The following is a 21317-nucleotide window of genomic DNA, read 5'->3' on the forward strand; positions in this document are numbered from 1 at the left end:
AGATAATAAAACCAGCGCAAGCTAGCCTTTTGGGAGACATTAGTCTCCCTTTTTTTATCCTCAATAAATACCAATCCAAATGCACCACACCATTCTCTTTGCCTCCCATCGATTGATGCTCTTTACTAAAACGATGTGCAAACTGTCTTAGTTCTTAGTTCTTAGTTCTTAGTTCTTAGTTCTTAGTTCTTAGTTCTTAGTTCTTAGTAGAAAGCATAACGACTTCGTGTGAGCGTCTAATTTAAATGCATGTGAAATTTAGGAAGCGAGCTTAGGTTGGTAAATGAAATTGCGATTCCTCAATAGATTTCGTATTCAGTTGTTTGAGAGGATTAAAATAGACGAGAGTGTTTTAATCAGCAGTGAGTAAATCAAGACCATAAATAGCCTAGAACGTCCATTTATATTAGCCATTGATTATTATTTTCAAGTCAATAGTTATTTAAAATCCAAATTTTCAGTGAATATAAACATTTCACTTCCATTTATAACAAGCAATAAAAAAGGCCCCCAACTGGGAGCCCTTCTTTTAATATCATTCAGTTTTTACAAACCGTTTGATTACTTTTTATTGACGGCTTTTACAAAAACTTCTTGAGCACCTTCAATACCTAATGCTTTTGCTTCATCTAATAAGCTAAGTGCTTTAGGAATATTGTCTTCACTTACTGCCGTTTGAATTGCATTATGGTAGTAAGTTTGCGTCTCTGGTTGAATTGTATCTATCTTAGTCGCAGCGGCTGGTTTAGCGTTAGATTCGCTGTTTGATGAACCAATTGAGAAGAAGCTCGCTTTATCGATTGTAACTTCTATCTTACCAACGTTAGCATTTGGAATCGGGATATCTTTCACTTCAGGTAAATAATTACCACGGCCTTCCGCGTCCAAGCGAGCTGGATGGATCACATCAGTAAAACCACCAAGATCAGCTTGATCTGTATAGATAACTAAATAAACTGATTTTGCTGTTGTCGGTGGGTAAAAATCGTTCTCAGCAACGAGGCGGTTTCCTAAGTGTAGTCTTGGTTTTGCGTATTCGAAGCTCTCTTTACCATAACGCTCTAGCTCTCGACCGTTTTCGTCATAGATGACCGCATTTGGCACAAACGCTGTGTCACCGATAATACTCGTGATATTAATCGAATACTCGCCGCGGTCTGCAGGTAGTTCAATCGCCACTACAGGGCTGTTTATGCCTTGATAGTTTAATACTTGGCTATTTGGCGTCACATCAAAAATTGCCGAGCTTGGCAGCTTCATTGGGGCAAATTGAAGACCAGCAATAGAATTCACTTGTTCTGCTTGTGCCACTTGAACTTGCTCGACTACTTGCGCAGATTGGCAACCAGCTAACGCAACACAACCACTCAACATTAGAGCGCGAAAATACATAGTTCTTCCTTATTTTTATTTTTTTAAGAAATTTACTTAGTTAATTACCATAACGAAAATAATTAACCTAGGAAACCTTTTTACTAATCGTACATTCCTTAAAAAAATAGCCGACGCAAGCCGGCTATGAATTAGGACAGTTTGGAATTTTTAGCTAGTGGCTTACCACCAAGCTTCAACTTGGATACCAACAACGAAATCGTTGTCTGCGCCTTGACCTGTAACAACGCCGTTTTCATCTTTAACTTCACCGAATGAATCGTTTTCTAGATCCATCAGGTAGCTACCGTATACGCGGATTTCAGGACGAGCCCAGAAGCTATCACCCATTGCCCATGCTTGAGCAACAGTAAATTTAGCGCCACCAAAGTCAACGTTGTCTACTTCACCAGCGTTATAGCCCGCTTCGAAGATAGTACGCATTGTGTCGTTCCACTTATACATTGGACGAGCTACGATAGAGTATTGGCTTGAATCATGCTTATCAGCACCTAGGTCAGAACCAGCAAGGAATGCAAGTTGGTGACCCATTTCCCAAGATTCGCCTAGGTTCATTACACCCCAGTTAAGAACACGGTAACCAAAGCCATCATCTTGAGCACCAGAGCGATCATAGTACGCACCAGAACCCCACAAGTTAGCCATTTGAACGCCGTAACCAGCAGTACCTAGTTGAACAACAGTTTGGTTAAAACCATTACTCATATTTTGGTGGATGATACCTGTAGCAAGTAGACCGTCATCGCCATCGTATTTGCCATTCTTATTTTCAGTACCGAAGTTGTATACAACTCCAAGCTCTAAACTAGCATCTTCCCATAGACCGATATTCGCTAGACGAGCATCAGCCATGTAACCAGCACCGTTCTCATCTTCACCATCTTGAATAATCGCTAAAGAAAGTTTTTGGTTACCAACTGAAATATTTTCAATACCACCACCAGTACCTGATGTATTTAGGAAGTAGAAGTCAGTGATGTGAATATCTTTACGTTGGTAGTATGTTTTACCAGCCCAAAGTGTCGCTTCCTCATCGAAAGATAGAACGCCTGTTGCTTTAACAGCAAACTGAGCAACGTTAAAGTCACCGTCTTCCCAACCATTTGCGCCATCAGCACCAGAAGCAATCATTGACTCTAAACGCCAAGTTTGCTCGCCAGTTTTCAGTTCTTCAGCCAAGCCAAACTCAGAATAGTTGTCGTTTTCATTACCTAGACGGCCAATACCATTCTTCATGAATGAAACGTCACCACCATCATTTCCGCTAATACCAGTACCAGCACGCATGTAGCCATTAAAATCTACAGCGAACGCAGAGCCAGCAGCTAATGTAGTTGCCACTGCAGCAGCAATCAAACTTACTTTTTTCATTCTTAACTCCATTAAGGACGATTTATTTTAGGTTTTTATATTTTTGCTCTCTTGCGGCAACCAAAGGCAGTAATGGTAGTCGTAAGATAGAGAGGTTTAGGGTTGCCCCTGATTCGTTTCAACGGAGTCAATATTAAGAGGGGATGACAAGTTTGACTTCCTCCACCCCTAAGTTAATTAAGGGGGACTAGAGGGGAGTAGAAAATAAACAGAACGGTGTTTTAAAGAGGTGGATCACTTAATCTAGGAGGAGTAGACAGCACACAGATCTAATTATTCAGCATAAGTGAGATCTAGTTCAAATATATAATTTGAACTTCATCGATGAATTATTTTTTTTACCGTAATTATTCTGTGAAGTTGCTTGACCTTACTGTGACAAAGCTTTTTACTTATAGTTCACTGATGTCGATAAACGAACAAGAAATCAAGCAATGACTAGAACGCTCGCTCGCCCTTATCCACTAGGCGCAACGCTAGGTAACACTGGCTGCAACTTCTCAATTTATTCTCCTGACTGTAAATCACTTTCCCTCGCACTCTTTGACGAGAACGATGAGTTCACCACTTATAAGTTGGAAAATGAATACGCTGATATCAGATATGTGTTTATCGACGGTATAAAAGCAGGACAAAAATACGGCTTCATTGCTGAAACTGAAAATGGTCCAATCCTACTTTCAGACCCTTACGCTAAAGCAATCAGCGAACCGCTCGATTACGTCACGCCGTATACCAATGAAAAAAGCTTTTCGATGGCGAAATGTGTTGTTATTGATGACACTTTCGACTGGCAAGATGTAGACAAGCCACGTATTAGCCGAGAAGAGACCGTTCTTTTCGAAACCCATGTAAAAGGCCTATCTATGCTTCACCCTGAAGTCGCGACCCATACTAAAGGCCGTTACTTAGGGTTAGTTAGCCCTGAAATGCTCGCGTTCTACAAACAGCAAAATATCAACTCTCTACAACTTTTACCTATTGCTGCGTGCATGCATGAGCCTCACCTACTAGATATGGGGAAAGTGAACTATTGGGGTTACAACCCATACTTATTCATGGTGCCTGACCCACGCTACGCCGAAAAGGACGCCGTGAATGAGCTCAAAACTGCGATTCGCGAACTGCACCGTAATGGCATCGAGGTCATTCTAGACGTCGTGTACAACCACACAGCAGAAGGCGGTGAAGGTGGAACTACCTTCAACCTAAAAGCACTGGATAGTCGCTACTACATTAAACATGGTTGTCATTATGCGAACTTTACTGGTTGCGGTAATACGGTCGACCTAACCCACCAGCCAGCACTCAACTTAGTGATGGATACGCTTCGCTATTGGGTTAATGAGTTTAAAGTTGATGGCTTCCGCTTTGATTTAGCAGCAACGCTAGGCCGTGAAGGCGATAATTACAACCCTGAGGCCGCTTTCTTCAAAGCCGTTGCTCAAGATCCTGTACTTAAAGAAACCAAGTTAATTGCGGAACCTTGGGACATCGGCCCGAATGGCTACCAAGTTGGTAATTTTCCTTTAGGTTGGAATGAGTGTAACGACAAGCTCAGAGACATTACACGCAGCTTCTGGCGCGGTGATCAAGGCTATCTGAAAGAGTTTGCAACTCGCTTGATGGGATCGCGTGATATCTACAGTGCAGCGCACTGGCCGTACAAATTGACCGTAAACTACATCACTTACCATGACGGCTTCACCATGCAGGATCTTGTTTCTTACAAGCACAAGCATAATGAAGAAAATGGTGAGAACAATCGCGATGGGCACGGCGACAATCGCTCTGAAAACTATGGCGTTGAAGGCGAAACCGAAAACCTCTTGGTCGTCGCAACACGTGAAAAGCAGAAGCGTAACTTCATGGCAAGCCTGCTGTTCGCCTTTGGTATTCCGCATATTCTGACAGCTGATGTGTTATCTCATACTCAAAAGGGTAACAACAACGCTTACTGCCAAGACGGCGTAACCAGCTGGCTAAACTGGGAAGATTCAGAGCGTAAGACTTACTTCAAGACTTGGCTGTCTGAGATGATCTCCGCACGTCAGCAATACATGGTGCCTTTTATTAAGGCATTCAGTGGCGAAAAGCGTAACTCTAACCGCATCTTCTGGAGCCGTGTCGATGGCACGCTTATGGAGCATGATGACTGGAACCGTTTAAGCTCGGTTGCGTTGCATTTAGGTATTGGTAAAGATGGTGACGAGTTGATTTATCTGATCAACCAAACCAACGCACCTGCGCGTTTTTCTTTACCTAGTGACCGTAAGCAAAACTGGGTGACTATCTGCGATACTAACCTACGAAATGTAAAACCAGGTCATGCTGAAGGTGAAATGCTGCTATCTCCCGTTTCAATGGCGATTCTGCACTATTCGCCAGACAAGACTGATTTGATTTAAGTTAAAGCTAAGCCAGCTTAATAAACCACCAGAAACCATAGGAGCCAGTTATGTTTATGACTGGCTTTTTTGTTAGCCGAATATCACAAAAGCCATTCATTTATATGGAATCATTTGCATTGATGTGATTACGAAAACTGTTTAGTATGGCCGTACTATAAAAATGAATCTATAACGTCTTTGGATATCATGGCTTTACCTAAAACATTAATTCGGCTTTTTAAACCATACATTATTTTATTAACTGGAGGGATGCTCTATCTTGCTGTGGCTCAGCTTGAAAAAGTAGAAACAGCAGCAACCGAACAATCATCATCAAATATTCGAATCGCAAGCTCCACGATTCGTTCCAACATCGAAGCCACATTTGGCAAGCTCTATTTTTTAGAAACCAGTCTAGGCTTACCTCAAACGGCTCCAATCGGTGATCGAAAATTCAGAGAACTGAGTGATAACATTCTAAAAAGAACACCTAACTTCTCCGATATCATTCGATACCAACCTCAAACTCAACAATATATATCAAGTCGTGGCTTACCTCTTTCCAACGAACAAGTTGGATCCATCAAATGGAACCCAATAGACAGTGTTGTTGACGATTTTTATATCTCTTCTATTTATCAAAAGCCCGATGGTCGTTGGGTATTCGCGGTAAAACATACAGCGGAAAGATTGAACGAAGAGATATGGATTGAGTTTGATCTATTGCACACAACCCAAGGGTTAAGAGACTTAAAAACGCTTAATCACGGCTATGTGTTTGTGGTTGATCGAACAACAGAACGACTTGTCTTTCACCCTAATCCGAAACGTATCGGCTCTAAATCTATCAGCTACCACGCTGGAATAAGCCACCAACTCTCGCAAGGCGAAACCGTCGGTAAACACGAATACTACTATCAAGATAACTTCAAAATATCGGTATTTGACGCTGACAATAGCTTGAACTGGGTATTCATTGCGGGTACCGATCGTCACGATATCCTAACCAGCTCATATCAATTCACGTTAACTGGCGTCGTACTTGGTTCTCTGATTCTATTGTGGGTTGGGGCAAACTATTTGTCTTATCGCTTGAACGTATCTTTATCTCAACTGAATAAGGTCGATGACCTCGTAAGCTTTAAGCGAGAGTTGAAATCCATACTGGCTAGCTTTACATACCAAAAAGGCATTCAATTCTGTCTCTATCAGCCTGAAAACCACGCATTCAGTACCATCGACTATCACGGAAACAAATCAACGGTACATTGTGACAAGGCCCTTGCAGAACGATTTACACCAGACACCATGGCTTATCGAAGTGGTAAGTACGCAGATCCGCTGGCATGTAAACTCAAAATACACCAACGTCACTACTGCATTCCTTTGCACTCTCGCAAACAGTTGGTCGCAGTGCTTTATGTGAACGCGAACTTACCGATCAGCCAGAGTATTCTGCGTATGATCAGAGATTACACCGAGGTCTCGCTGTCTAACTTACTGCTCCACTATCAATTGAGCAGTAAAGACCTGATGACTCAGTTTGACAACAAAAGCAGTTTCAATATCGCATTGGAAAACTACGCCGACGAGCCAGATACCTATGTTGCTTTGCTCGACATCGATAACTTTGACCACGTTAATCGCGCCTATGGTGAAGCGGTCGGTGACAAAATGATCAAGCTGACTGCAGAAGCGATACGCTCATACTTCCCTAAACCTAAAGGGCTTTGTCTAGCACGTATTGGAGGCAAGGAGTTCGCTGTATTGTTCAAAGCAAATGATGTGAAGGATGCCAAATTCCAGCTGGACCAATGTCGAATTGGAGTTAGTGAGCAAGCCATTGCCACGCCAGATATCACGTTATCATTAGGTGTCAGCATCGGATTCTCGCAAATAGTAGGTGAAACAGATTCGGCTTTAGCGCTTGCAGAACAGGCGAAACTCATCGCTCAGCAGCTAGGAAAGAACCGAGTGGAAGGCCATATAAGAGCTGTCGCGTAAGCTTCATAACACGCCGTAGATTCGTATGTGCACACAAAGCACCTAGGATTCACACCCTAGGTGCTTTTGTTTTTATGGAAAGTCATTACAATGCGCCTTCGACACGACAATATTCCCTTTCTAACGACACGAACCTTATGAAGCTAAGTAACCGACTGCAAACTCTCCACTCCCTTGTCAACAATGACTACCAACATATTTGGGACTGCTGCTGCGATCATGGATTTTTGGGCGTTCAACTGTTGTCGGATAATAGAGCGCCTCAGATTCACTTTGTCGATATTGTCCCGTCTCTGATGAATGAACTGGAAGACAAGCTAACTCGTTACTTTCCCCAAGATAATTTAGACCAACAAACGGTTACCAGCCGATGGCAAGTTTACTGCATGGATGTCGCAGCTATTCCGCTCCAGAAACATACTGGTAAACACCTGGTTATTATCGCGGGCGTCGGTGGCGATCTCACGCAGAAGCTCGTCGATGATATTCATCGCCAACATCCAGACAAAGATATCGATTTTTTGCTTTGCCCAGTCCATCAGCAGTTCGAGCTAAGAAGTCATTTAAAAGCGCTCAAGCTCGGCCTGATTGACGAAGTGTTGATTGAAGAGAACCGTCGTTATTACGAAATTTTATTGATTAGTAATAACCAAGGTGATGCTGAAAAGAGCCAAAACGTTAACGAGATATCAAGCGTCGGCGACAAGATCTGGACACCAAGTTGTGATGAGCAAATGAAGATATCACAGCAATACAAAGCCAAAACATTGCAGCATTATCTGCGCATTCATCAAGGCCAAGAGCAGCAAGGTAAACCCAGCGAAGTGAAGCACATCATTGATGCGTACCAAGCGATTTAGCCCTCACCTGTTCTGCATATAGCATTGATTTTACTACCACTAGATTATAGTAAGTACTAACTTTATCGCTTACCGTTAGTAGGGCCGATTTAATAAAAAAGCCGACAGTTCAATGAACTATCGGCTTTTTTGATGCTATTTGTTTGGTTTGATCTTACTGCTCTTGCTTCTTATGAACCGCATCAGGCTTATCAATCGTTTCAACCTCATAGAGCGTATCAACCCCATATACCGTATCAAGATAGTCGTCTTTCTCTTTCCAGGTGTTATTCAGCCAACTGTGGAAACGACGCTTAAACGCTTTGTCTTCAAAGTAGTTACCGTTGACGTTTTCGTCCATCGGATGCAATTTAATACGCACGACCACCTTCTTCATTTTACCTTTCAGCATGTCTTCAAACGGAGAGCTTTTGTTTTCAGGGTAAGCCAAAGTGACATCCACGATACCATCCAAGATTGGGCCCATTGCCGATAAGGCAAACGCCACACCGCCAGTTTTCGGCTTCAGTAGGTGTCGATATGGTGTTTTCGCTGTCGCCAGTTTGTCGAGGTTTGCACGCGTTCCTTCGACAAAATTCACCAGTGTTGTCGGTGCTAGTTTGAATTTAGTACACGCCTTGTTGATTGCATCAAAGTCATCATTGCGACGCTCAGGGTTACGAATCAAAAACTCACGTGAGTGACGTCTCATGAAAGGCATATCCAAGCCCCAACATGCCAGGCCGACAAAAGGAACGTACAGCAATTCATGCTTTAGGAAAAACTTGGTCATTGGCATCTTGTCTTTCAAGACTGACGATAAAATCACAATATCCGCCCAGCTCAGGTGATTAGACATCATCAAGTACCACTGCTTGGTCGAGATGTCCTCCCCTCCTTCGACTTGCCATTCGATATCATTATTAACATTCAGCATCCAAAGATTGAGCGAAGCCCAACACCAAAATGTGAAGTTAGCGAGACGAGTACATGACTTCTGCACAACAGAGATTGGAAGAATCAGTTTGATGAGACCAAAGAAGCTTACGGTAAACGCAGTCATTGCAGTATTAATGGTCACGAACAACACATTCAAGGCCATACGAAGATTATCAAGCATAAAACACGGCTATATTGAGATCGAAAGCCGCCATTATACTCATCTGTAAATTATTCTCTTCAGTTATTGGTGGAATCGTTCAAGGGTCAAACCACTCATTGAGATTGATCAAGCTCAATTCAAAATTAGCCATAGCAAAGCCACCAAGACCCAACTTTCAAATAAGAACCTAAAAGACTATAAATAGTCATTAAGACTCAATTATAAGTATGTATTTTTGACTCTATTAAAAGTAATTCCTCTCAACAATTCAGTATTGATAAGCATTCTCATTATTGGCATGGTACATGCAACTCCAAAAAGTAAGATAGTTGAGTATCCTTAATGAGATAACTTCTCTACATAAAGGTGATGATATGACAGATATTCCTCATGGTTTGGTAACAGGAAAAGTAACACACAAGACAGAGTGGACCGATCAATTGTTCTCGCTTCAAGTCAGTGCACCAGTCTCACTCTACCAAGCGGGTCAATTCACAAAGTTGGGTTTACTCAACAGTGAAGATGAGTTTGTTCGACGCGCTTATTCAATGGTGAATGCGCCAGAACACACAAAAGGTCATCAGCATTTAGAATTTTTGATTGTTAAGGATCAAAACGGCCAGCTCTCTCCTCAACTTCATGAGTTGAAGGTCGGCGATGACATATTTGTCGGCAAAGACCCTAGTGGATTTATGACATTAGATGAGATCCCTGAGATCGCCGACGATCTATGGATGCTTTCAACCGGGACTGCCGTTGGGCCTTTTATCTCAATGCTCGAAAGCATGCAGATGCAGCAGCAAAATGGCTCAGATGTCGAAAGAGTAATGTCATTCAAAAACCTTGTACTAGTTCATGCCGTAAGAACAGAACAAGACCTGACTTATCGAGACCGTATCGCTCAACTCGTTAATCACTTCCAAGGGAAACTACAATATGTGCCAATTATTTCTAGAGAATCAGTCACCGGAACTTTGCGCGGACGAATCCCAAGCTTGTTACTTGGAGGCGACCTTGAGCAAACCACGTCTGTCGCTTTCAATCAAACCCGCAGTTTTTTCTACCTTTGTGGCAATCCGCAAATGGTTCGCGACACAAGTGAAGCACTAACCAGCTTAGGTTTCGAGAAGCACTTACGCCGAAAGCCCGGCCAATTCAGCAGTGAAAACTACTGGTAATCACGGTCACCAATTCAAAAAGCTAAAGCTTGTATTCAAAATACAGGCAGATAAGAGGTTTTATATGAGTCATTTACGCATTCCTTCACATTGGAAGATTCAACGTTCAACACCATTCTTCACTAAAGACAACGTGCCTGCCGCGTTAATCAGTCACCACAACACCGCAGAGGGTGTATTCGGTCAATTATGTGTTATGGAAGGTACGGTTACCTACCACGGTTTTGCAGACGCAGATGCGACAGAACCAGAAGTCACCGTTGTCATCAATGCCGGGCAATTTGCGACAAGCCCTCCGCAATATTGGCACCGTATCGAACTTAGTGACGATGCTCAATTCAATATCAACTTCTGGTCAGAAAAAGAGACCAAGAAAATGTTTAATACTCGAAAGTAAGATCGATTCAATATGAATGAACTTATGAGCAAGCTACTTCGTAGTGTGATTTTTAATGTTCAAGAAGTGATGGTAGAAGATCAAATAACCATAGTAATTACAGTGACTAATGGTGATAGACAAGACAAAAAAACTCTAGCACACTGGACAAAGTTATTAGTTTTAATCCCGTTTCAGATAATGAATAAGTGGATTATTTATATTTTAGGTAAGAGAGGAAGCCATGCTCAACATTGCTTTTTTTAGCTCAAAATCATACGACGAAAAATCATTTGAACTTGCAAAAGGCGAACTCAACGCCGAGTTCCATTTTCACGATTTTCGACTCACTACAACAACAGCAAAAATGGCGCACGACAACGAAGTCGTTTGTGCGTTTGTAAACGATGACCTATCGCGAGATGTGCTAGAGATTCTAGCAAAAGGCGGCACTAAGCTGATTGCGATGCGCTGCGCGGGCTTTGATAAAGTCGACTTAGACGCAGCCAAAGAGTTTGGTCTGCAAGTCGTTCGTGTCCCTGCTTATTCTCCCGAGTCTGTAGCAGAACACACCGTCGGTATGATGATGTGTTTGAACCGCAAGTTACACAAAGCATACCAACGTACTCGTGATGCGAACTTCTCTCTTGAGGGACTAGTTGGCTTCAACTTCCACGGTAAAACCGTTGGTGTAATTGGTTCAGGAAAGATTGGCTTAGCGACGATGCGTATTCTGAAAGGTTTAGGCATGAACATCTTGTGCTACGACCCGTACCCAAATCCTTTGGCAAAAGAACTTGGTGCTAAATACGTAGAGCTCGATGAGCTTTACCAAGAATCTGACGTGATTTCTTTGCATTGTCCAATGAGCAAAGAGAACTATCACCTGTTGGATGCAACGGCATTTGGCAAAATGAAAGATGGCGTAATGATCGTGAACACCAGTCGTGGTGAACTGCTTGATTCAACTGCAGCCATTGAAGCGCTGAAGCAAAGCAAGATTGGCGCGCTTGGCCTTGATGTTTACGACAACGAGAAAGAACTGTTCTTCCAAGACAAATCTAACGATGTGATTGTGGATGACGTATTCCGTCGCCTATCCGCTTGTCACAACGTGTTGTTCACCGGTCACCAAGCCTTCTTAACTAAAGATGCTCTGTTCAACATTGCTAATACAACGCTAACCAGCGTCGATGCCTTCTTTACAGGCAACACCAGCGGCAATGAACTCGTTTAATAGAAGATTGAGTTAATAGCAGACTGAGTTAAAAACAAACGAGATCTACAAATACAAAGCCACGCTATTCTGAAGTGAACAGCGTGGCTTTTTCGTTTATCTAGTATTCAAAAATAGTTCTTAGACGCAGAAGTGACAATCTTCGGTGTCTAAACCATAAATGCCTTTTCGAATAGCAAGGTGCTCTTCCCCTGCTTTAACCCCCATCTCATAACCGGCATCAAGCGTTGATTGATCCATAGTTAAACGCTTCACCGCGAATGCTTCAGGTGGCGCAATCACCTTGATGGTCGCATCTTTTGGTGGATTACGAATGAACTCCAAAGATTGGTTGTAGTTTTCAGCACGCACTGCCATTGATTCTGCAATGTGAGGGAATTTCTTTAATAGTTTTTTCAGCATCCATTGGTGCTTTTGAGGCTTCATTCGGTAACTCAAAGGATGAGAAAGAATCACGGTAATGTCTCGTGCGCCGCGACGATAGGCTTCACGAACCGGAATTGAATCGGCCACACCACCATCGGTATAACAACCACCCGAGAAGCACGGCGTTTCGCGGTAAGCAATAGGTAGAGCGGTGGTCGCTTCCACCACGTTAGAAAGGTTTTCTGGCTTGATATGATAGTAGTCTGCACTGCCCGTATCGACATTTGTTACAGCAGCAATGAGTGGGATACTTGAAAACAGTTCACCACAATCTAGGGGATAACGTTGATTTGATTCATCCCACAACCACTTAACGTCCACCAAGTTACCCCCTTTGGCAAAGCGAGCAGGGTTAAAAAACGTCTTGTCAGTCGCCATCGTGGTAATCACGTGATAGCTGCGTTTCGGCGCTTGAGATAAGTAACCCACCAAATTCGACACACCCGCAGATACACCAATGGCAAAATCATAAGGACGGAAATCGTCTTGCATAAAGGCGTCCAACACTCCAGCTGCGAAGATGCCTCTCATAGCCCCACCTTCAACGATTAATGCGCTTTTACTCATCTAAAACTCTATTACTTTATAAACTGATAGCCGTAGGATAATCCCGCCCATCTTATAAAGATAATGGGATATGTTTATCAATTCGATAGGTAAAAGCTATCAATAGAAATGGTGCTGAACTTCAGGGAATTCGCACTACTCACATGGATCGCGAATAGAGGCCAACTAATACTCGCATGATCAATAAAGGCCGCTGAGTGATTAACTCAGCGGCCTTCTGACTATTTAAGCGAGTTTATTGATTACGACTTAAATTCGCTCACATCGATTTGAAGCAATTTACCAATGCCTTCACCGTATGCAGGGTCAGCTTTGTAACAGTGTCTTAGGTGACGCAGTTGAATCTCTTTTGGCACGCCGCCTAGGTTACGAGCAGTGTTATCAAACAGAATAGCTTGCTTCTCTGGTGTCATTAGACGGAACAAGTCACCTGGTTGCGAGAAGTAATCTTCATCTTCGCGGTGATCCCAGTGTGCCGCTGCGCCATCTAAGTTCAATGCTGGTTCAGCGAAATCTGGTTGCTCAGCCCATTGACCTTCGTTGTTTGGCTCATAACCCAATGTGCTACCAAAGTTACCATCAACACGCATCGCACCATCACGGTGATAGCTGTGAACTGGGCAACGAGGTGCGTTCACTGGGATATGCTGATGGTTAACACCCAAACGGTAGCGCTGTGCATCACCATAAGCAAACAAACGACCTTGTAGCATCTTGTCTGGTGAGAAGCTGATACCCGGAACCACGTTAGCAGGATTGAATGCCGACTGCTCAACTTCAGCGAAGAAGTTTTGTGGGTTACGGTTCAATTCAAACTCACCCACTTCAATTAATGGGTAATCTGCGTGTGGCCAGATCTTAGTCAAATCGAACGGGTTATAAGACACTTTCGCTGCATCCGCTTCTGGCATCACTTGCACTTTCAGTGTCCATTTCGGGAAGTCTTGATTATCGATGCTGTCTAGCAAATCACGTTGATGGCTTTCGCGATCATTACCGATCAACTGTCCTGCTTCTGCATCAGACAAGTTCTTAATGCCTTGCTGAGATTTGAAGTGGAATTTCACCCAGAAACGCTCGTTGTCTGCGTTAATAAAGCTGAACGTGTGGCTACCAAAACCGTGCATGTGGCGGTACGTAGCAGGAATACCACGGTCACTCATTACGATGGTGATTTGGTGAAGCGCTTCAGGAAGAGAAGTCCAGAAATCCCAGTTGTTTTTTGCGCTGCGCATGTTGGTGCGCGGGTCACGTTTAACCGCGTGGTTTAAGTCTGGGAACTTAAGAGGATCACGAAGGAAGAATACTGGCGTGTTGTTACCCACCATATCCCAGTTACCTTCTTCGGTATAAAACTTCAATGCAAAACCACGGATATCACGCTCCGCGTCCGCTGCACCACGCTCTCCCGCTACTGTTGTAAAACGTGCAAACAGGTCGGTCTTTTTGCCTATTTCAGAAAACAGTTTTGCCTTGGTGTATTTTGTGATGTCGTGTGTAACGGTAAATGTGCCATAAGCACCTGAACCTTTCGCGTGCATACGACGCTCTGGAATGACTTCGCGGTCAAAATGCGCCATTTTTTCTAAAAACCAAACATCTTGAAGCAGTTGAGGACCGCGTTTACCCGCAGTTTGAACATTCTGGTTATGAGCCACAGGACAACCCGCAGCTGTAGTTAGTTTTTTACTCATGATCTATTCCTTAAGGTCCAAAGATGCAGCAATAGCAATGCACCTTGATATTTATACTGGCTCCCTTTCAAAAGCCCCTAAAATACTATGGATATAGAATAGACCTCTAATGGCATAAAATATAATCGTTTGTATTTATCGTTATAATCTATAAAACCTATTAATCGGCCAACTTAGAAACAACGATGTGATGCACTGATTAGCTAAGTATCTTTCTTCCTAGCTTGAGCGTCGCTGCTATATTTCTTGCCGTTCTGGTTAGATTCATTTCGGCCTCTTGCAGTACCTGATTGAGTGATTGAGGAGAACGTACCGTTCCAAACAAGCTGCTCATTTCACCATATAAGGCTTCGACTTCAGTACCTAAAGATCCTGCAATTCCTATGGTTGGAATACCTTGTAAGCTCGCACGTTTAGCAATGCCATAAGGTGTTTTTCCTTGCAGAGTTTGGTTGTCCATTTGCCCTTCGCCAGTGATCACAAGGTCGGCACCTTTCAACACGTCATCGGCTTGTAAAACATCCAGTACCATCTCGATACCAGGTTTGATCTGCATATTGAACAGCAAACCAAGCCCCATCGGTGTGCCACCAGCTGCGCCATAACCGGCACGCTCTTGTACGGGTTCACCACCAACACAACCTTGCGATTCAGCAACTTGAGCAAAATTCGCAAGCGCCTTATCAAGCATTAAGACTTGTTCAGGCGTCGCCCCTTTTTGTGGACCGAATATATGGCTGGCGCCGTTATCACCACACAATGGATTATCAACATCGCACGCCACAATCAATTCGACATCTGTGTAGCGCGAATCTAAGTCGGTAAGATCTATTGATGCGAGTTCTGCAAGTGCAGCACCACCTCGGCCAAGCTCTTGTCCATTCCTATCGAGTAAGCGCCCACCTAGAGCTTGAACAATGCCTGCACCACCGTCGTTGGTCGCACTGCCACCCAATCCAAGAATGATGGTTTGAGCACCCTGCTCTATCGCTTCCAAAATCAACTGCCCTGTGCCGAATGAAGAAGCAATCAAAGGATCGCGCTGCTCTGGCGTCAGCAAGTCCAAACCAGACGCGGCAGCTATCTCAATCAAAGCCGTTTGATTTGGGTTCTGAGCAGACGGTTCTAACATCGCCCATTCAGCACTAACCAACTCACCCAATGGCCCTTCAACTTGATGTGTTCGCTTTTGTCCGGCTAAACCTTGTAGCAATACATCGACCGTACCTTCGCCACCATCGGCCAAAGGTAAGGTCACATAGTCAGCGTCTGGGAAGATTTCACGAAAGCCCTTTTCAATGCACGCCGCCACCGATACAGCAGATAGAGATTCTTTAAACGAGTCTGGTGCAATAACAATTTTCATACTGAGAGATCCAAAGAATATTAGTTTTGATGAGTGCCCGATCCAAAAATGCCCCTATAGAAGGTCAGCAAGCTAATCACTTAATAGAGGCAGTATATAAAGGTCAGCAGTATTAGTTAGTAACGGCTGTCTTTACTTGTGATTTCTCTTTGCTTTTTAGCCACACAAATACAGCACCTAGAACAGCAATTGGAATCAGTGGGTCGATCAGCGTACCGCCTTTACCAAACACCAGGTTAAGAATCATTATGATGCTTGCACCAATTGCCCATGCTACGGTTGAAGATACAGACCAGATTTTGATTTGGTCAGCAAGTTCAGTAATACCTAAGGTACGGTTGATAATATGGAAGTAAGAGTCGTTCAAATGAGAGAAGCCAACCGGGCCTACCGCACAAGCTAGTGCAACGAACACAGGGTCTAGACCTAACGTTTCAACTAGAGGCAGTGTCATCGTTGCTGCCACCATCATTGATGCCGTTGCTGAACCTTGGATTAAGCGAAGCATTGATGCGATGGCTAGCGGAACTAATAATGGAGGAATACCGCTGCTTGCAATCGCTTCTGCTACTTGAGGACCAGCACCTGATGCTTTAAGTACGGCCCCCATTGCGCCACCACAACCAGTCACTACAAGAATTAGCCCCGTAGTAGACAGAGCATCATCCATAGAGCTAACCATGTCTTTACGCTCAATATGGCGAGTAAGACCGTATAGCGCCATAACAACACCAATACCCACAGCCACCACTGGGTTACCAATCAACGAAATAACGTTGTGCATTGCAGTGTCACCTTGACCAACAAGTGTGTTGATTAGGATAAAGGCGATTGGAAGAAGGATTGGACCAAATGATAAGAAGTTACTTGGTAGTTCTTTGTCATCCGTCTCTTTTACTTTTTCTAGGTTTGCCCAATCAGCTTGGTTAGTAATCCATGTTTCACCGTTTGGTACACGATAGTATTCATTGCCCACGCGGCGAATGTAAATCATAGAAAGCAACATCATAGGGATAGATACCATCAAACCCCACATCATGTACTCACCTAGATCAACGCCTAGAATACCCGCAACAGCAACTGGCCCCGGTGTTGGTGGAACAAGTGCGTGGGTGATCAGTAGGCCAAGTGCCAGTGTCACCCCTAAACCTACCGCTGACTTACCTGTATCACGTGAAATTGCGCGAACAAGCGAGTGTAAAATAATGTACGCAGAGTCACAGAATACTGGGATAGCGACAAGTACACCTGTGAAACCAAGTGCCAAGTCTTCACGACCTTTACCACATAGCTTTACAAACGTTTTTGCCATTCTTACAGCAGCGCCAGAACGCTCAAAACATGCACCCATAATCACGCCAAACGCGATAATTAAACCAATACCACCAAGAACGCCACCAAAGCCCGCTTTGATTGCATTAATAAGTTCAGTGGGTGCCATCCCAGCAAACAGACCCATGATGATGCTTGCGATAATCATAGCAAGCGCCACTGGGATTCTTGTTTTTATGATCATGCCCATCATGGCTAAAATGCCAATTACAATGCCTATCAGTGCTCCATCCATTGTGTATTCCTTTTTGTGTCTATTTTTGTTGTGTAGGGTTTTGCAAACGAGAGACATAGGTGTGCCTCCCGCTGCACTTTGTTGTACAGCGACTTTTTGTTTTGGCCGCTTTATCTTATTTTTACGAGTTCAAATCTGCCTTAAAGGCTCGTGCTGGCTGCGTCTATAAATACGGTTTAACCCATTCCAAACCAGCTTCAGTTGTATTTTTGGGGTTGTATTCACAACCAATCCATCCTTGGTAACCTGAATCATCTAGAACATTAAATAAATGTGGATAATTCAGCTCGCCTTCCGATGGTTCGTGCCTTTCTGGTACAGAAGCGATTTGAATATGGCCGGTATAAGCAGCAACTTCGCGAATCAAAGTACTTAAGTCGCCATCCATGATTTGCGCGTGGTACAGGTCGAGTTGCAGTTTCACATTTGACCTATCGACCAGCTTAATAAGTTCGACAGCATCACGTTGGTGAGCCACGAAGTAATTAGGAACATCACGGCTATTCAGCGGTTCAATCATCAATTCAATGCCTTGCTCAGCAAACTTATCTGCGGCAAAACGAATATTCGAGATGAAGGTTTCAACGTGTTGTTGTCTCGTGAAGTTCGCATCATGTAGACCCGACATCGCATGGACTTTTTTGCAGTTCAGCGCTTTAGCGTACATAAGTGCGGTATCAACACTGGCTTTAAACTCATCTTCACGGCCAGGAATCGCTGCAAAGCCACGTTCGCCTGCGTCCCAATCGCCTGGAGGCATATTAAAAAGTGCTTGTTCAAAACCAAATTCCTGCATTTTTTCTGTAAGCTCTTCGACCTCAAATGCATAAGGGAATAGGAATTCAACAGCTTTGAAACCGGCTTGGTGTGCTTTTTCAAAACGCTCTAGAAATGGTACTTCTGTGAATAACATCGTTAAGTTTGCTGCTAACTTAGCCATTATTTGCCTCTCCCTTTTAAATCCATCACTTCTTCGTCCGTTAGGTAACGGATATCATTCCCTTTCAATAAGAATGCTAATTTGGCGGTCTCTTCTAGCTCTTCAGCGTTATCAACGGCATCAACAAAGTCAGTGCCTGTTACTACTGGGCCGTGGTTTGCTAACAAAAATGCTCGATAATCACCTGCTCGTTTTGCCAATTCTTCAGCTATTTGTGGGTCACCGGGGCGTAGGTAAGGAATCACAGGTAACTCACCAATACGCATCACGAAATAGGGAGTGAACGCTTTAATTGCATTGTTGCGATCCAATCCTTCAAGGCAAGACAGTGCAGTAAGGTACGTAGAATGCAGATGAACAATCGCATTGCATACAGGATTATTACGGTAAATCGCTAAGTGGAACGCGGCTTCTTTTGACGGCTTCTTACCTGATATATGGTTGCCATCAATATCGACAACCGACAATTCCTCAGCAACAAGACGACCAAATGAAGAACCAGTTGGTGTTGCTAGAAAATGTCCATTTGGCAATTTGATAGATAGGTTACCTGCGCCACCTGTGGCGTAACCTCGTTCGAACATTGAACGAGCGAGCGTGACCATTTGTTCGCGCAACTGCTGTTCGCTCGATAGTGGCTGTTCGTTTATTAAATCATTACTCATCGAATCACCACCTATAGAAAAAATGACTGTGCTTTAGCAAAGAAGTTTTCGTCACCAAAATTGCCTGACTTAAGAGCCAGAGAAAGCTCACCTCCAACCGATTTGACCCAAGGCACACCTGGTGCGATTTGAGGGCCAATATGAAAACCTTTCACAGCTAGGCTTTGCGTCACTACGCCTGATGTTTCACCACCAGCAACGATGAAGTTTTTCACGCCATGTTGTTGCAGTTTGATAGCGAGTTGACTAAAAAACTGTTCAACGGCATGGCTTGAAGCGTGTGCACCGTATTCTTCTTGAATAGCTTTAAGCTCAGCAGCGTCTGCCGTTGCATAAACCAAAGGAGCAAAATCTCCTTGGCTGTTGGTCATTACCCAATCGAACACTTCGTTTGCGTATTGATCATTGGTCAAGCAAGCCTTCACATCGATAGCAAAGTGAGGAGCAAGCTGCTTGTATACAGCAACTTGTTGGTTAGTCATCACAGAACAAGAACCAGAGAACACAACGGTTGTTCCTTTTACTGGGCTGCCTGCATGTTTTGCATAACTTTGGTCAACAAGATGTTCTGTCCAATTTTTAGCGATACCCGCAGCTAGTCCGGAGCCACCTGTGATTAGTTTCATAGATTTAGCCGCTTGACCTAACGTCACCAAGTGCTCGGCATTAAATGCGTCTACCACGGCGTAGCGACTACCTTGAGCTTTGAGTTCGTTAAAACGAACGGTAACCGCATCAGAGCCCTGTTCAATCGTTTGAAAGTTCACTAAACCGGAAACGCCTTCTGATTGTGCGTCCATCATTCGAACCACACTTGAATCCGTCATTGGTGTAACAGGGTGATTACGCATACCTGAATCACTTAACAACTCACCAAAGACAAACAAGTGACCGTTGTAAACCGTGCGACCATTTACTGGTAATGCAGGGCAAACGATAGTGAAAGATTCTCCAAGCTCAGCCAAAAGCGCATCTGTCACGGGACCAATGTTGCCCTCAGCGGTACTGTCGAACGTCGAGCAATATTTAAAATAAAACTGTTGGCAACCTTGAGATTGAAGCCATTTAAGCGCAATAACCGAATCCGTCACCGCTTCGTCAACTAGGCAAGAGCGAGATTTAAGGCTGATCACCACAGCATCTGCTGATGTGTCAAACTCTCCCGTTGGAATCCCATTCAATTGAACAGTACGCATACCGTTTTCAACCAAGAAACCAGCAATGTCTGTTGCACCTGTAAAGTCGTCTGCAATAACACCTAATAACATGATTATTTCTCCACCTTTGACGTATTTACACCTGGTAGATCAATACCTTGGAAGACTTTAATCACCGCGCTGTCATCTTCTTGACCAAAGCCAGCATTACTCGCGCTAACGAACATGTTCAGTGCAGTGCTTGATAGTGGGAGTGGGAATTTCAGGTCTTGAGCGGTATCTGATACCAAGTTCAAATCCTTCACAAAGATATCAACCATAGATTTTGGAGAGTAATCACCATCGACTACATGCTTCATGCGGTTCTCGAACATCCAAGAGTTACCCGCTGCATTCGTAACAACGTCGTACATCAAATCAAGCGGAATGTTTGCGCGTGCGGCTAGTGCCATCGCTTCAGCGCCCGCAGCAATATGAACACCTGCAAGCAATTGGTGGATAATCTTCACTGTCGCACCAAGACCAATCGCTTCACCGATATTGTAAACCTTAGCAGCTGTTGCATTAAGAACAGGAGCAAGCGTGTCGAATGTGCCTTGAGCACCCGATGCCATTATCGTCATCTCACCAGCTTCCGCTTTCACCGCACCGCCAGATACCGGAGCATCAAGCATTACAAGTTTATGCTCAGCGAGCTGGGCTTCAATTTGTTTTGCATCTTCAGCAGAGATAGTTGCGGACACCATCACTGGAGTATTTGGCTTTAGTGCCGCAGCAAGGCCAGTCTTAAACAAAACTGTGTTCACTTGTTGTGCGTTCACAACCAACACCAATACCGAATCAAGTTGATCTGCAAACTCGACAGCATTCGTCGACACCGCTTTTGCACCAAACGAACCCAGTTCTTCTAGTGCTTGTGCATTTAGGTCAAAACCATAGACATCAAGGCCAGCACGTACACATGATTTCGCAGCGCCCATTCCCATTGAACCTAAACCGATCACTCCGACAGATTGAACTTCACTCATAATATCAATGCCTTCTTG

The 21317-nt window shown here is 43.8% G+C and carries 17 protein-coding genes; 6 read left to right on the forward strand and 11 right to left on the reverse strand.

Going from position 1 to position 21317, the window contains the following annotated elements; genetic code table 11:
* Window positions 1–561: 561 nt before the first annotated feature.
* Both L3V35_RS03780 and lamB read right to left on the reverse strand, forming a co-directional pair.
* Entirely contained in the window at window positions 562–1392 is an 831-nt protein-coding gene (locus L3V35_RS03780) for a MalM family protein (RefSeq protein WP_237298444.1), read from the reverse strand.
* Between the two features lie 162 nt (window positions 1393–1554).
* A complete protein-coding gene (lamB, locus tag L3V35_RS03785) occupies window positions 1555–2763 on the reverse strand; it encodes a maltoporin LamB (RefSeq protein ID WP_065206686.1) in 1209 nt (402 codons plus the stop codon).
* A gap of 434 nt (window positions 2764–3197) precedes the next feature.
* Here lamB and glgX point away from each other — a divergent pair, with 434 nt between their 5' ends.
* From glgX to L3V35_RS03800, 3 genes are all read left to right on the forward strand, one after another.
* Window positions 3198–5171 (forward strand): glycogen debranching protein GlgX, encoded by a 1974-nt coding sequence (gene glgX / locus L3V35_RS03790; protein ID WP_237298446.1) that lies wholly within the window; start codon window positions 3198–3200, stop codon window positions 5169–5171.
* 252 nt (window positions 5172–5423) lie between these two features.
* Window positions 5424–7157, forward strand: a complete 1734-nt coding sequence (locus L3V35_RS03795; protein WP_237298448.1) for a diguanylate cyclase — start codon at window positions 5424–5426, stop codon at window positions 7155–7157.
* Window positions 7158–7294: 137 nt separating this feature from the next.
* Window positions 7295–8017, forward strand: a complete 723-nt coding sequence (locus L3V35_RS03800) for a tRNA (adenine(22)-N(1))-methyltransferase TrmK (protein ID WP_237298953.1) — start codon at window positions 7295–7297, stop codon at window positions 8015–8017.
* Between the two features lie 154 nt (window positions 8018–8171).
* Here L3V35_RS03800 and L3V35_RS03805 read toward each other — a convergent pair whose 3' ends face one another.
* The gene (locus tag L3V35_RS03805) at window positions 8172–9116 is read right to left on the reverse strand and encodes an acyltransferase (RefSeq protein WP_237298449.1); all 945 of its coding nucleotides are present in this window, start codon (window positions 9114–9116) and stop codon (window positions 8172–8174) included.
* 356 nt (window positions 9117–9472) lie between these two features.
* On the opposite strand from L3V35_RS03805, the gene L3V35_RS03810 reads away from it, so the two are divergent.
* From L3V35_RS03810 to L3V35_RS03820, 3 genes are all read left to right on the forward strand, one after another.
* Window positions 9473–10276, forward strand: coding sequence for a ferredoxin--NADP reductase (locus tag L3V35_RS03810; protein ID WP_237298451.1), 804 nt, complete (start codon window positions 9473–9475; stop codon window positions 10274–10276).
* 64 nt (window positions 10277–10340) lie between these two features.
* A complete protein-coding gene (locus L3V35_RS03815) occupies window positions 10341–10673 on the forward strand; it encodes a DUF1971 domain-containing protein (protein ID WP_017072581.1) in 333 nt (110 codons plus the stop codon).
* Between the two features lie 223 nt (window positions 10674–10896).
* On the forward strand, window positions 10897–11889 hold the full coding sequence (locus tag L3V35_RS03820) for a 2-hydroxyacid dehydrogenase (protein ID WP_017081793.1): 993 nt from the start codon (window positions 10897–10899) through the stop codon (window positions 11887–11889).
* A 120-nt stretch (window positions 11890–12009) separates the two neighbouring features.
* On the opposite strand, the gene L3V35_RS03825 is transcribed toward L3V35_RS03820, so the two are convergent.
* From L3V35_RS03825 to ltnD, 8 genes are all read right to left on the reverse strand, one after another.
* Complete coding sequence (locus L3V35_RS03825; protein ID WP_114634607.1) at window positions 12010–12882, reverse strand: patatin family protein; 873 nt, start codon at window positions 12880–12882, stop codon at window positions 12010–12012.
* A gap of 242 nt (window positions 12883–13124) precedes the next feature.
* Window positions 13125–14576, reverse strand: coding sequence for a catalase (locus L3V35_RS03830; RefSeq protein ID WP_237298453.1), 1452 nt, complete (start codon window positions 14574–14576; stop codon window positions 13125–13127).
* Window positions 14577–14775: 199 nt separating this feature from the next.
* Entirely contained in the window at window positions 14776–15942 is a 1167-nt protein-coding gene (locus L3V35_RS03835) for a glycerate kinase (RefSeq protein ID WP_237298455.1), read from the reverse strand.
* A gap of 112 nt (window positions 15943–16054) precedes the next feature.
* A complete protein-coding gene (locus L3V35_RS03840) occupies window positions 16055–17509 on the reverse strand; it encodes an SLC13 family permease (RefSeq protein WP_065206676.1) in 1455 nt (484 codons plus the stop codon).
* 163 nt (window positions 17510–17672) lie between these two features.
* A complete protein-coding gene (gene otnI, locus L3V35_RS03845) occupies window positions 17673–18449 on the reverse strand; it encodes a 2-oxo-tetronate isomerase (RefSeq protein ID WP_065206675.1) in 777 nt (258 codons plus the stop codon).
* Window positions 18449–19114, reverse strand: a complete 666-nt coding sequence (locus L3V35_RS03850) for an aldolase (protein ID WP_065206674.1) — start codon at window positions 19112–19114, stop codon at window positions 18449–18451. The genes otnI and L3V35_RS03850 overlap by 1 nt, the downstream gene beginning before the upstream one ends.
* An 11-nt stretch (window positions 19115–19125) precedes the next feature.
* Window positions 19126–20382: a 3-oxo-tetronate kinase gene (gene otnK, locus L3V35_RS03855; RefSeq protein WP_237298457.1), complete on the reverse strand. Its 1257-nt coding sequence runs from the start codon at window positions 20380–20382 to the stop codon at window positions 19126–19128.
* 2 nt (window positions 20383–20384) lie between these two features.
* Window positions 20385–21299 carry an L-threonate dehydrogenase gene (gene ltnD / locus L3V35_RS03860; protein ID WP_146455018.1) on the reverse strand — a complete coding sequence of 305 codons (915 nt, stop codon included), beginning with the start codon at window positions 21297–21299 and terminating at the stop codon, window positions 20385–20387.
* Window positions 21300–21317: the final 18 nt, after the last annotated feature.

This window comes from Vibrio sp. L5-1 (assembly GCF_021728315.1).
Classification (GTDB): domain Bacteria; phylum Pseudomonadota; class Gammaproteobacteria; order Enterobacterales; family Vibrionaceae; genus Vibrio; species Vibrio splendidus_K.